This is a genomic window from Pseudonocardia sp. DxW (assembly GCF_058448985.1).
This window is the reverse complement of sequence record NZ_JBZFLK010000020.1, coordinates 34,467-46,499: the sequence shown is the minus strand read 5'-3', so window position 1 is coordinate 46,499 and position 12,033 is coordinate 34,467. Positions and strand designations below refer to the sequence as shown.

The window sequence follows — 12,033 nt, the reverse complement described above, 5'->3', positions numbered from 1 at the left end:
CTGGTGGGGGCGGTTCGGGGGCGCGCGGGGACACCGCGGGCCGTGCCGGGGCAGAGCTCGGTCCCGGCCGGGCGCGGGGGCGCTACGGGCCGGTCAGCAGGGACGACAGGACTCGTCGAAGGCGTCCGTGCGGCGCGAGGGCCAGAACCGCTCGAGATCGACCGGCCGGACGCGCGCGACGACGGCTCGGGCGGTGCCCGGGGCGGTGTCGTGGCGCATCGTTCCATGGTGAATCGGCCGGTCGGTGCGGACAACCCGGCGTCCGGCCGCTGGGAGCGCGGCCAGGGCGTCCGGACACCCTGGCGGAACCGGAGGAACGTGCGCCCCGTCGGCCGGACCAGCCGGGCCGGCCGGACGGAGCGGGCGGCACCGGCCGGACCTGGCCCGACGGGGCCGAGCCGGTCCGGCCGGCCGGCCGGGTGCCGTGCGTGCGCTGCGCAGCCGTCCGGAATGCGACCGGCCCGGTCACGCGGTGCTGCGTGACCGGGCCGGTGCGGCGGACGATGTGTCGGTCGGTCGGTCTCTCGGTCGGTGTGTCGCCGCGCGCCGGGTGGCTCCGGTGTCCGGGCTCCCGGGGTCTCAGCCCCCGGCGCCCGGCACGGCGGCGAGCGGATCGCCGACCAGCCCGGCGGCCAGCGTGTTCCCGGTCGGCGGGTCGATCAGCAGGAACCCGCCGGTGGTCCGGACCCGGGCGTAGGCGTCGACCGGCAGCGGATCGGCGACCCGCAGCGACACCCGCCCGATGTCGTTGATCTCCAGCCGGTCCGGGGCGTCGGTGTAGGTGACCGCCTCGGTGTCCAGCCGCGCGGCCAGCGCACCGACGATCACCGGGGTGGTCCGGGTGCCGTGCTTGAGCAGCAGCCGGGCGCCGGGCGTCAGCGGCTTCTCGGCGAGCCAGCACAGCGTCGCGTCCAGCTCGGTGGTGACCTCGGGCGGATCGGCCGCGGCGGCGATCATCGCGCCGCGCGGCGCGTCGATGTCGTCGGCGAGCAGCACGGTGACCGACAGTCCGGCGCCGGCCACGGCCAGCGGGCCGTCCGCGGTGCGCACCTCGGAGACCGTCGTCCGGTGCCCCTCCGGCAGGACGACGACCTCGTCGCCGGGCCGCACGGTGCCGGACGCGACCTGGCCGGCGTAGCCGCGGTAGTCGTGCAGGTCCCCGAGCGACGCGTCGGCGGAGCGGGCCTCGGCACTGTTGCGGGGCCGGATCACGTACTGCACCGGCAGCCGGAACGGGGCGTCGGCCGCCGCGCTCCCGCCCACCCCGCCGACCGGGACGTCCTCCAGGTGCTCGAGCAGGGTCGGACCGGTGTACCAGGGGGTGCGCCGGCTGCGGGTGGCGACGTTGTCCCCGACCAGCGCGGACAGCGGGATCACCTGGACGGCCTCATCGTCGAACCCGAGCGAGCGGGTGAGGTCGGTGAACTCGCGCTCGATGTCGGCGATCTTGGCCTCGTCGTAGTCGATCAGGTCGATCTTGTTGATGGCCAGCACGAGCCGCGGCACCCGCAGCAGCGACAGCACCGCGGCGTGCCGCCGGGTCTGCGGGACGACGCCGTTGCGGGCGTCGACCAGCAGCACCGCGAGCTCCGCGGTGGAGGCGCCGGTGACGGTGTTGCGGGTGTACTGGACGTGGCCCGGGGTGTCGGCGAGCACGAACTCGCGGGTCGGGGTGCCGAAGTAGCGGTAGGCGACGTCGATCGTGATGCCCTGCTCGCGCTCCGCCCGCAGCCCGTCGACCAGCAGCGACAGGTCCGGCGTCGTCAGCCCCTTGTCGACAGAGGCGCGCTCGACGGCCTCGATCTGGTCGGCCAGCACCGATTTCGTGTCGTAGAGCAGCCGTCCGACCAGGGTGGACTTGCCGTCGTCCACGGAGCCGGCGGTGGCGAACCGCAGCAGGTCCCGCGGCTGTGCCGAGTCTGTGCCGGCCATCAGAAGTAGCCCTCCTTCTTGCGGTCCTCCATGGCGGCCTCGGAGAGCCGGTCGTCGGCCCGGGTGGCGCCCCGTTCGGTGAGCCGGGACGCGGTCACCTCGGCGATCACCTCGTCGAGCGTGGACGCGGTCGACTCGACCGCGCCGGTGCACGACCCGTCGCCGACGGTCCGGTAGCGGACCGTGCGGGTCTCCAGGGTCTCGCCGGCGCGCGGCCCGCCCCACGGGCCCTCGGCCAGCCACATGCTGTCCCGGCGGAACACCGGCCGGGAGTGCGCGAAGTAGATCGGCGGCAGCTCGATCCCCTCGCGGCGGATGTAGCGCCACACGTCGAGTTCGGTCCAGTTCGAGATCGGGAAGACCCGGACGTGCTCGCCGGGCGCGTGCCGGCCGTTGTAGAGGTTCCACAGCTCGGGTCGCTGCTTGCGCGGGTCCCAGCGGCCGAACGCGTCGCGCAGCGACATGATGCGTTCCTTGGCCCTGGCCCGCTCCTCGTCCCGGCGGCCGCCGCCGAACACGGCGTCGAAGCGGTGCTCGGCGATGGCGTCCAGCAGCGGCTGGGTCTGCAGCGGGTTGCGGGTGCCGTCGGCCCGCTCCACCAGCCGCCCGTCGGCGAGGTAGTCCTCGACCCGCGCGACCTCCAGCCGCAGGCCCAGCGTCGCGGCGATGCGGTCCCGGAACTCGATGACCTCGGGATAGTTGTGGCCGGTGTCGACGTGCAGCAGCGGGAACGGCACCGGGGCCGGGGCGAACGCCTTCACCGCCAGGTGCACCAGCAGGGTCGAGTCCTTGCCGCCGGAGAACAGGATCACCGGCCGGTCGAACTCGCCGGCCACCTCGCGGAAGACGTGGATCGCCTCCGACTCGAGCGCGTCCAGCGCGTCCAGCTTCGGGCTCGTGACAGCGGTGGTCACACCCATCTCCCTCGTGAGTCCGTGTCAGCCATGCAGGCCGCACTCGGTCTTGGCCCGGCCCGACCAGCGGCCGGAGCGGGGATCGGAGCCCGGGGCGGGCTTCGCGGTGCACGGTGCACAGCCGATGCTCGGGTAGCCGGCGTCGACCAGCGGGTTCACCAGGATCCCGTGGGCGGCGATGTAGGCGTCCACGTCCGCGTCGCTCCACGCCGCTATCGGGTTGATCTTGACGAGGCCGAACCTGTCGTCGTAGGTGATCAGCGGGGTGGCCGCCCGGGTCGGCGCCTCCACCCGGCGCACCCCGGTGACCCAGGCGTCGTACCCGGACAGCGTGCGCTGCAGCGGCACCACCTTGCGCAGCGCGCAGCAGCGGTCCGGCTCGCGGGCGAACAGGTCGCGGCCGTACTCGGCGTCCTGCTCGGCCACCGACTGCTCGGCGGCCGCGTTGACGATCGTCAGCTCCGGGTAGACGGCGTCGACCGCGTCCCGGGTGCCGATCGTCTCGGCGAAGTGGTAGCCGGTCTCCAGGAACAGGACCTCCACGTCGGGCTTCGCCCGGTGGGCCAGGTCGACCAGCACCGCGTCCTGCATGTTGGACGCGACGATCAGCCGGTCGCCGAACGTCTCCGCCGCCCAGCCGAGCAGCTGCTCGGCCGTCGCGTCCGGGCCCAGCTCGGCCGCGCCGCGCTCGGCGGTCGCGCGCAGGTCGGTCTCCAGGGCAACACTCATGATCGATCCGCTCCAGATGTCTCCGGGACGCCGATGCCGACGAAGGTCACGACGAACGTGCGCAGGCAGCCGGCGCACCACCACGCGGCGTTCAGGCTCGCTCCGCCTGCGCTGTTCTGGCTGCGCTCGGCCGGCCGGAGGTCCTCCTCCCCGCAGTACGGGCAGTAGAACGGTGCGGCTCGCTGGCTCATTCCGTGCCTCCCGCGCTCACTTGAGGTCCGCCTCGTCGGCCCGCAGCACCCACTGCGCGAACCGCTCGTCGTCCGCGCGCTGGGCGGCGAAGTTCCGGACGATGCGCTCGACGTAGTCGCCCAGCTCGGCGCTGGTGACCTTGAGCCCGCGCAGCTTGCGGCCGAAGCCGGCGTCCAGGCCGAGCCCGCCGCCGAGGTGCACCTGGAAGCCCTCGACCTGGTTGCCGTCGGCGTCGGTGACGATCTGGCCCTTCAGGCCGATGTCGGCGACCTGCGTGCGGGCGCAGGCGTTCGGGCAGCCGTTGAGGTGCAGGCTGATCGGGACGTCCGGCACCACGTCGGCCAGCCGCTTCTCCAGGTCCTCGACCAGCCGGATCGCCCGCTCCTTGGTCTCGACGATCGCGAGCTTGCAGAACTCGATGCCGGTGCAGGCCATCGTCGACCGGCGCCAGGTGGAGGGCCGGGCCGGCAGGCCGAGCCGGTTGAGGTCCTCGATCAGCCCGTCCAGCCGGTCGTCGGCGACGTCCAGCACGACGATCTTCTGGTACGGCGTGAACCGGATCCGGTCCGAGCCGGCCCGCTCGGCGGCCTCGGCGACGGCGATCAGCGTCGTGCCGGACACCCGGCCGGACGGCGGTGCGACGCCGACGTAGTTGCGCCCGTCCTTCTGCCTGTGCACGCCGACGTGGTCGATCGGCCGCTCCGGGACCTCGGGCGCCGGGCCGTCGAGCAGCGGCCGCTCCAGGTACTCGTCCTGCAGCACCTGACGGAACTTCTCCGCGCCCCAGTCCGCGATCAGGAACTTGATCCGGGCGCGGTGCCGCAGCCTGCGGTAGCCGTAGTCCCGGAACAGCTGCACGACGCCGTGCCACACGTCGGGCACCTCGTCGAGCGGCACCCACGTCCCGAGCCGCTGCGCGATCTTCGGGTTGGTGGACAGGCCGCCGCCGACCCACAGATCGAAGCCGGGGCCGTGCTCCGGGTGCTCGACGCCGACGAACGAGATGTCGTTGACCTCGTGCGCCACGTCCTGCTGCCAGGAGATCGCCGACTTGAACTTGCGCGGCAGGTTGGACAGCTCCCGGTCACCGATGAACCGGCGGACGATCTCGTCGATCGCCGGGGTCGGGTCGAGCACCTCCGCGGCGGACACCCCGGCGACCGGGGAGCCGAGCACCACCCGCGGGCAGTCACCGCAGGCCTCGGTGGTCTGCATGCCCAGGCCCTCGAGCTTCGTCCAGATCGCCGGGACGTCCTCGACCCGGATCCAGTGGTACTGGATGTTCTCGCGATCGGTGACGTCGGCGGTGTCCCGGCCGTAGTCCCGGGACACCTCGCCGAGCGCGCGCAGCTGCGCGGCCGAGACGGCGCCGCCGTCGAGCCGGACCCGCATCATGAAGTAGGAGTCGTCGAGCTCCTCGGGCTCCAGCGCCGCGGTGCGGCCGCCGTCGATCCCGGGACGACGCTGGGTGTACAGCCCCCACCAGCGGAAACGCCCGCGCAGGTCGGCCGGGTCGATCGAGTCGAAACCGCGCTTGGCGTAGATGTTCTCGATCCGGGACCGGACGTTGAGCGGGTTGTCGTCGCGCTTGCTCCGCTCGTTCGGGTTGAGCGGTTCGCGGTGGCCGAGCTTCCACTGGCCCTGGCCGCGCGCGCGGCCAGGAGCGGTCTTCGAGGGCGCCATGTGGTGGGTGCTCCGGGTGTCGGTGGCGCGGGCACACCCCGGCCCGGGACGGACGCGGAGCGGCCCGGGGTGGGAATACGGGGCCGTCAGGAGGGACGGCGACAGAGCGCGCTGCGTGTCCGGTTCAGGTCCACGTGGCGACGGGCCACGAGGCGGAGACGGAGCGCGTGCACGTTGTCCAGCCTCTCATGGTGTCCGGACGGGAGCCAAAGGGCAGTTCGCATAGTGGGACGGGGCTCACCGGGCTGCCCGCCCCCGATGATTCACCGCGGAACCCGGTCTGTCGATCCGCCCGGGCTTCGCACCTGCGAACGGGGACGGCCGATCCGCCGTGCGACGCCCCTCCGGCAGCCGACGATCCCGTCATGAGCACCCCCGACCCGCCCGCGGTGCCCGAGGGCACCTCCGCCGACGAGCCGCTCCGGCCGCGGCCCTCCGCCGGGTACCCTGCCCCCGGTCGTGGCCGGTGGCGCGGCCGTGCTGCTGCTCGTGCCGACGGCGGCGGCCGGAGCCGGACGGCCCGGGGACGGGCTGACCGGCCTGCTCGTCGCGGCCGCGATCGTGGTGGGCGTGCTCGGGCTCGGCGCGGCCCTGGCCGTGCGCTCCGCGCGCGGGGCGGGCGACTGCACGTCGGGGCCGGCGGCATCGTCGCCCACGGCTGGCCGGATCCGGTCCGGCTGACCCCGGCGCAGGTGCTGGGGGCCGGGGTGCGGGAGGTCCGCCGGTGGAACGGGGCCACGCACCGGTACCTGCACGCCGGTCACGTGCTCGAGATCGACGTGCCGGCCGGGCGGCTGCAGCTGGGCCTCGCCGGGTTCGACGCCGGGGCCGTGCGGGACCGGCTGCGCCGGTGCCGGGTGCCGTCCGGTGAGATCGGGACCGGCCCGCTCGATCGGGCCGGGGCGGCGTACGGGTCCGGCTGGACCGCCCGCCCGGCCGCCGGGCCGGAGCCCGTGCCGGGCACCGTCGGGCCGGCGTGGGGAGCGGTGCTGCGGGGTGCCGCGCCGGCCGTGGCCGCGGCCACGATCGTCGTGGTCTGCGCCGCCGGCATCGTGCTCGACCTGCGCGGCCGTACCGAACTCGGTCTCGTCGGATGGGTGCTGTTCTGCTCGGTCGGCGGCATCTGCCTGCTGGGCATGGTCGGGACGGCCGCCGGCCTGGCCCGGATCCGGCGGCACAGCCGGGTGAGGTTCACCGGCGAGGGGATCGAGCTCGTCGTCCCGACCGAGCGGGACCGGCCGGTGCGCCTCCCGTGGTCCGCCGTCTCCGGGCTGGAGCTCGACGTCGTCGGTCACCGGCGCCCGGGCGCGGAGTGGCTCCTGCCGGCGCGGCTGCTGGTGACGCTGCGGCACCGCCCGGACGACGAGGTGCTGCTGGAGCTGCTCGAGACCGGACCCGGCCGGGTGTCCTACCCGGTGCACGGCTTCGACCTGGGTGCCCTCGAGGCCGCGGTGCGGCGGGCCCGCCGGGGGACCGTGCGCTGAGTGCGCTGAGTGCGCTGTGGCGGGGGTGGCACACTCGGAAGGCGTGCCACCCCCCTTCGGGATCTACGTCCACGTGCCGTTCTGCGCGACCCGCTGCGGCTACTGCGACTTCAACACCTACACCGCCTCCGAGCTGGCCGGTGACGCGTCCTCGCCGGACGGCTGGCTCGACGCCGCCCGCCGGGAGATCGCGCTGGCCGCCCGCACGGTCGGCGACCGGACCGTCGAGACCGTGTTCGTCGGCGGTGGCACGCCGTCACTGATCGGCGCCGGGCGGCTGTCGGCGGTGCTCGACGCCGTCCGGTCGGAGTTCCGGACCGCACCGGGCTGGGAGGTCACCACCGAGTCCAACCCGGAGTCGACCTCGCCCGGGTTCTTCGCCGGCATCCGCGACGGCGGCTACACCCGGGTCTCGCTCGGCATGCAGTCCGCGGCCCGGCACGTGCTCGCCGTGCTCGACCGCACGCACACCCCCGGCCGCGCCGTCGCCGCCGCCCGGGAGGCCAGGGCGGCCGGGTTCGGCCACGTCAACCTGGACCTGATCTACGCAACCCCCGGCGAGACCGACGACGACCTCCGGCGCTCCGCCGACGCCGTCCTGGAGGCGGGAGCCGACCACGTCTCGGCCTACGCGCTGATCGTGGAGGACGGGACCGCGCTGCACCGCCGGGTCCGCCGCGGCGAGCTGCCCGCACCGGACGACGACGTCGCGGCCACCCGCTACGAGCTGCTCGACGCGCGACTGCGGGCGGCCGGCCTGGACTGGTACGAGGTGTCGAACTGGTCGCTGCCGGGGGCCGCTTGCCGGCACAACCTCGGCTACTGGCGCGACGGCGACTGGTGGGGCGTCGGGCCCGGCGCGCACTCGCACCTGGCCGGGGTGCGCTGGTGGAACGTCAAGCACCCGGCGCGCTGGGCCGCCCGGCTCGCCGCCGGCGAGTCGCCCGAGGGCGGCCGGGAGCACCTCACCGCCGCCGAGCGCTACACCGAGCGGGTCATGCTGCGGCTGCGGCTGGCCGAGGGGATGGCCCTGGACCTGCTCGATCCGGCGGGCCGGGACGCCGCCGACCGGGCGGCGGGCGATGGCCTGCTGGAACCCCTCGCGCACGCGGCGGGCCGGGCCGTGCTGACCGATCGGGGCCGGCTGCTGGCCGACCGGGTGGTGACCGATCTGCTGCTGGCCCCGGAGCGGGACGCCGGTCACGCCGCGGCGACGGCCCGGCCCGCACCGCCCGTCGGCGCATAGAATGGACGGGACAGCCGAAGGGGACCCACCGCCCGGGGAGGTGCGCGGGACATGAATGCCGACGAGCGGCGGTTCGCGGTACTGCGGGCCATCGTCGCCGACTACGTCTCCACCCACGAGCCCGTGGGATCGAAGGCGCTCGTCGACCGGCACAACCTCGGGGTGTCCAGCGCGACCGTGCGCAACGACATGGCCGTCCTCGAGGAGGAGGGGCTGATCGCCCAGCCGCACACCAGCGCCGGGCGGATCCCGACCGACAAGGGCTATCGCCAGTTCGTCGACCGGATCTCGCAGGTCAAGCCGCTGTCCGCGGCCGAGCGGCGGGCCGTGCAGTCGTTCCTGGAGGGGGCGGTCGATCTCGACGACGTGCTCCGTCGCAGCGTCCGGCTGCTCGCCCAGCTGACCCGGCAGGTCGCCGTCGTGCAGTACCCGACGCTGACCCGCTCCACCGTCCGCCATCTCGAGGTCGTCCAGCTGACCCCGGCCCGGCTGATGCTGGTGCTGATCACCGACTCCGGCCGGGTGGACCAGCGGGTGGTCGATCTCGGTGACGTCCTCGACGACGCCGACGTGTCCCGGCTGCGGGAGATGCTCGGCAACGCGCTGAACGGGCGGAAGCTCTCCGAGGCGTCCGCCGCGGTCGCCGAGCTCCCCGAGACCGGCCCGGACGACCTGCGGATGTCGCTGACCCAGGTCGCGACGGTGCTGATCGAGACGCTCGTCGAGCACCCGGAGGAGCGGATGGTGCTCGGTGGCACGGCCAACCTCACCCGCAGCCACGGTGACTTCCCCGGCTCGCTGCGCCAGGTGCTGGAGGCGCTGGAGGAGCAGGTCGTCGTGATGCGGCTGCTCGCGGCCTCCCAGGAGTCCGGGCTGGTCACGGTCCGGATCGGCGAGGAGAACGAGGCCGAGGACCTGCGGACCGCGTCGGTGGTCACCGTCGGGTACGGCTCGGGGACACCGCTGGGCGGGATGGGCGTCGTCGGACCGACCCGGATGGACTACCAAGGCACGATCTCGGCGGTGCATGCGGTCGCCCGCTACGTGGGTGAGATCCTGACCGGGCGGTAATCGGCGGACCTCCCCGCCGCCAGTGAACGAAGGACCTAGAGGAAAAGAGCCAGGTGGCACGCGACTACTACGGGATCCTGGGCGTCGAGCAGGGCGCCGACGCCGCGGAGATCAAGCGGGCGTACCGCAGACTCGCCAGGGAACTGCACCCGGACGTCAATCCCGACGCTGCGGCGCAGGAGCGTTTCCGTGAGGTCAGCGCGGCCTACGAGGTGCTGACCGATCCGGAGAAGCGGCGGATCGTCGACCTCGGCGGGGACCCGCTGGACCCGCGCGGCGGTGGTGGCGGTGCCGGTGGTGGCGATCCGTTCGCCGGCTTCGGCGGGTTCAGCGACATCATGGACGCCTTCTTCGGCGGCACCGCGGCCGGTGGCCGCGGCCGGGGCCCGCGCAGCCGGGTGCAGCCCGGCGCGGACGCGCTGATCCGGATGGAGCTGACCCTGGAGGAGTGCGCCGCGGGCGTGCAGCGCGATCTCACCGTGGACACCGCGGTGATGTGCACCCAGTGCCAGGGATCCGGCTGCGCCGAGGGCACCCACCCGACCGCCTGCGACACCTGCGGCGGTTCCGGGGAGATCCAGAGCGTGCAGCGGTCGTTCCTCGGCCAGGTCGTCACCGCCCGCCCCTGCCCCACCTGCCGCGGGTTCGGTGAGGTCATCCCGGAGCCGTGCCGGCAGTGCGCCGGCGACGGCCGGGTCCGGTCCCGGCGCAACGTCGCGGTGAAGATCCCGGCCGGCGTCGCCGAGGGGATGCGGGTGCGGCTGGCCGGCCAGGGCGAGGTCGGCGCGGGCGGCGGGCCCGCCGGCGACCTGTACGTCGAGGTCGAGGAGGCCCCGCACGAGATCTTCACCCGGGACGGCTCGGACCTGCACTGCACGCTGCCGCTCCCGATGACCGCCGCCGCGCTCGGGACGACGCTGCCGCTGACCCTGCTCGACGGCAGCGTGGAGGAGATCGGGATCGAGGCGGGGACCCAGCACGGCGCGGTCCGCACGCTGCGCGGCAAGGGCATGCCCCGGCTGCGCTCCACCGGCCGGGTGGACGGTTACGGCGATCTCCTCGTGCACATCGAGGTGGCGGTGCCGACCAGGCTGGACAAGGAGCAGACCGAGCTGCTGCGCGAGCTGGCGCGGCTGCGCGGCGAGGAGCAGCCCGATCTGGTCGGCGGCGCGCGCAACGGGCACGGCCTGTTCTCCCGGCTGCGCGACACCTGGGGCGGGCGATGAGACGCCCCGCCGTGGGGGTCCGTGCCGACGTCCGCGGCTGCCGTTTCCCGATCTTCGCGAACCGCCGCGGTGGGACCGGTCCGGCTGTCATGGTGGGCGGCGTGACCCGATCAGAGATCGCCGCGCTGACCCGCCGTGTCGACTCCCAGGACGAGACCCTCCGTGCCGTCGCCGACACCGTCGTGGACGTCCGCGACATCGTCGACGGGCACACCGGCACCCTGGCCGAGCACACGCGGCTGCACGAACAGCACGCGGCGACGCTGGCGGAGCACACAGCGACGCTGGCCGAGCACACCCGGCTGCACGAGCAGCACGCGGCGACGCTGGCCGAGCACACGCGGCTGCACGAGCAGCACGCGGCGATGCTGGCCGAGCACACCGCGACGTTGGCCGAGCACACCGCGACGCTGGCCGAGCACACCGGGATGCTCCGCGAGATCCTGCGCCGCCTCCCACCGCCGTCGTGACGACGGCGCCGCTCTTCCTGGTCGACGGCATCGACGCCCCGGCCGGCGCCGAGACGGTCCTCGACGGCCCGGAGGGCAGGCACGCAGCGACGGTCCGGCGGCTCCGGCCCGGCGAGGCGCTGATGCTCTCCGACGGCCGGGGCGCCGTCGCGCACGCCGAGGCGGTCGCCCCGGTCGGCCGCGACGCGCTGGCGGTCCGCCTGCTCGACGTGGTGCACGTTCCCCGGCCGGCGGTCCGCGTCGTCGTCGCGCAGGCACTGGTCAAGGGCGACCGTGGTGAGCTGGCGGTGGAGACCGCGACCGAGGCGGGCGCCGACGGGTTCCTGCCCTGGAAGGCGGCCCGCTGCGTGGCCCGGTGGGACGACGGCCCGCGCGGCGCGAAGGCCCTGGAACGCTGGCGCAGCACGGTCCGCGAGGCCGCGAAGCAGGCCCGCCGGCCCTGGCAGCCCGAGGTGGGCGAGCCGGTCAGCACCCGGCAGCTCGCGCAGCGGGTCGCCGGGGCGGATCTCGCGCTGGTGCTGCACGAGTCCGCCCGGGCCGGCCTGGCCGACGTCGAGCTGCCGCGGTCCGGTGAGGTGCTGCTGGCGGTCGGCCCGGAGGGCGGGGTGGACGAGCACGAGCTCGCCGCGCTGACCGGGGCCGGTGCGGTCCCGGTCCGGATGGGCCCCGAGGTCCTGCGCGCCTCGACCGCCGCCTGCGTGGCACTCGGTGCGATCGCGGTCCGGACCGGGCGCTGGGACGCCGCCGATCCGGGCGGCTGAGCGCCGGCGCGGCCTCGTGCGGCAGCAGGTGGCCGATGATGGTCGGCGCGGGCCACGTCCCGGCCCACCGGACGGGCGCAGATGCACCGCCGGCGGACCGGGACGGGAGGCCGCCGTCCGGTCCGCGCCCTGCATCTGGACGGTCCCGTTCCGGTCGATCTGCTCGTCGTCGTCCCGTTCACGTGCGATGATCCGCCGCGTGCGTGATCCACACCACTCCCCGCGGATCGACCGCCGCACCTTCGGGGTGCTCCTGGGCGGTCTCGCCGCGACGCCGCTGATCGGTGCCTGCGGCGGCCGGGACGACGTCCCCGCCGAGCCGGAG

Annotated in this window: 13 protein-coding genes; 7 read left to right on the top strand and 6 right to left on the bottom strand. The window is 74.7% G+C overall.

Annotation, left to right across the window (positions count from 1 at the left end):
• Nucleotides 1–93: 93 nt before the first annotated feature.
• The 6 genes from ACVJO7_RS26360 to ACVJO7_RS26335 all read right to left on the bottom strand — a co-directional run bounded on the left by ACVJO7_RS26360 (nt 94) and on the right by ACVJO7_RS26335 (nt 5,450).
• Entirely contained in the window at nt 94–219 is a 126-nt protein-coding gene (locus ACVJO7_RS26360) for a hypothetical protein (RefSeq protein WP_344020217.1), read from the bottom strand.
• A 360-nt stretch (nt 220–579) separates the two neighbouring features.
• Entirely contained in the window at nt 580–1,932 is a 1,353-nt protein-coding gene (locus ACVJO7_RS26355; RefSeq protein ID WP_491675098.1) for a sulfate adenylyltransferase subunit 1, read from the bottom strand.
• Nucleotides 1,932–2,852, bottom strand: a complete 921-nt coding sequence (gene cysD, locus ACVJO7_RS26350) for a sulfate adenylyltransferase subunit CysD (protein ID WP_491675097.1) — start codon at nt 2,850–2,852, stop codon at nt 1,932–1,934. The genes ACVJO7_RS26355 and cysD overlap by 1 nt, the downstream gene beginning before the upstream one ends.
• A gap of 18 nt (nt 2,853–2,870) precedes the next feature.
• The gene (locus ACVJO7_RS26345) at nt 2,871–3,575 is read right to left on the bottom strand and encodes a phosphoadenylyl-sulfate reductase (RefSeq protein WP_491675096.1); all 705 of its coding nucleotides are present in this window, start codon (nt 3,573–3,575) and stop codon (nt 2,871–2,873) included.
• Nucleotides 3,572–3,766, bottom strand: a complete 195-nt coding sequence (locus ACVJO7_RS26340) for an Insertion element protein (protein WP_344020209.1) — start codon at nt 3,764–3,766, stop codon at nt 3,572–3,574. Before ACVJO7_RS26340 ends, ACVJO7_RS26345 begins: the two co-directional genes overlap by 4 nt.
• A 16-nt stretch (nt 3,767–3,782) precedes the next feature.
• On the bottom strand, nt 3,783–5,450 hold the full coding sequence (locus tag ACVJO7_RS26335) for a nitrite/sulfite reductase (protein ID WP_491675095.1): 1,668 nt from the start codon (nt 5,448–5,450) through the stop codon (nt 3,783–3,785).
• 459 nt (nt 5,451–5,909) lie between these two features.
• Here ACVJO7_RS26335 and ACVJO7_RS26330 point away from each other — a divergent pair, with 459 nt between their 5' ends.
• From ACVJO7_RS26330 to ACVJO7_RS26300, 7 genes are all read left to right on the top strand, one after another.
• Nucleotides 5,910–6,131: a hypothetical protein gene (locus ACVJO7_RS26330; RefSeq protein ID WP_491675094.1), complete on the top strand. Its 222-nt coding sequence runs from the start codon at nt 5,910–5,912 to the stop codon at nt 6,129–6,131.
• An 11-nt stretch (nt 6,132–6,142) separates the two neighbouring features.
• Nucleotides 6,143–6,934, top strand: coding sequence for a hypothetical protein (locus ACVJO7_RS26325; RefSeq protein ID WP_491675093.1), 792 nt, complete (start codon nt 6,143–6,145; stop codon nt 6,932–6,934).
• Nucleotides 6,935–6,977: 43 nt separating this feature from the next.
• Nucleotides 6,978–8,180: a radical SAM family heme chaperone HemW gene (gene hemW / locus ACVJO7_RS26320; RefSeq protein WP_491675092.1), complete on the top strand. Its 1,203-nt coding sequence runs from the start codon at nt 6,978–6,980 to the stop codon at nt 8,178–8,180.
• A 51-nt stretch (nt 8,181–8,231) separates the two neighbouring features.
• Nucleotides 8,232–9,251, top strand: coding sequence for a heat-inducible transcriptional repressor HrcA (hrcA, locus tag ACVJO7_RS26315; protein ID WP_491675091.1), 1,020 nt, complete (start codon nt 8,232–8,234; stop codon nt 9,249–9,251).
• A gap of 53 nt (nt 9,252–9,304) precedes the next feature.
• Nucleotides 9,305–10,477 (top strand): molecular chaperone DnaJ, encoded by a 1,173-nt coding sequence (gene dnaJ, locus ACVJO7_RS26310; protein ID WP_358482685.1) that lies wholly within the window; start codon nt 9,305–9,307, stop codon nt 10,475–10,477.
• Between the two features lie 101 nt (nt 10,478–10,578).
• Complete coding sequence (locus tag ACVJO7_RS26305; protein WP_491675090.1) at nt 10,579–10,947, top strand: hypothetical protein; 369 nt, start codon at nt 10,579–10,581, stop codon at nt 10,945–10,947.
• Nucleotides 10,944–11,708: a 16S rRNA (uracil(1498)-N(3))-methyltransferase gene (locus tag ACVJO7_RS26300; RefSeq protein WP_344020196.1), complete on the top strand. Its 765-nt coding sequence runs from the start codon at nt 10,944–10,946 to the stop codon at nt 11,706–11,708. Before ACVJO7_RS26305 ends, ACVJO7_RS26300 begins: the two co-directional genes overlap by 4 nt.
• Nucleotides 11,709–12,033 lie beyond the last annotated feature (325 nt).

Bases quoted from the DNA above. Each gene is read 5' to 3' on its own strand.
- ACVJO7_RS26340 (WP_344020209.1), bottom strand. From the start codon at position 3,766: ATGAGCCAGCGAGCCGCACCGTTCTACTGCCCGTACTGCGGGGAGGAG.
- ACVJO7_RS26355 (WP_491675098.1), bottom strand. From the start codon at position 1,932: ATGGCCGGCACAGACTCGGCACAGCCGCGGGACCTGCTGCGGTTCGCC.
- hrcA (WP_491675091.1), top strand. From the start codon at position 8,232: ATGAATGCCGACGAGCGGCGGTTCGCGGTACTGCGGGCCATCGTCGCC.
- ACVJO7_RS26335 (WP_491675095.1), bottom strand. From the start codon at position 5,450: ATGGCGCCCTCGAAGACCGCTCCTGGCCGCGCGCGCGGCCAGGGCCAG.
- ACVJO7_RS26345 (WP_491675096.1), bottom strand. From the start codon at position 3,575: ATGAGTGTTGCCCTGGAGACCGACCTGCGCGCGACCGCCGAGCGCGGC.
- ACVJO7_RS26360 (WP_344020217.1), bottom strand. From the start codon at position 219: ATGCGCCACGACACCGCCCCGGGCACCGCCCGAGCCGTCGTCGCGCGC.
- cysD (WP_491675097.1), bottom strand. From the start codon at position 2,852: ATGGGTGTGACCACCGCTGTCACGAGCCCGAAGCTGGACGCGCTGGAC.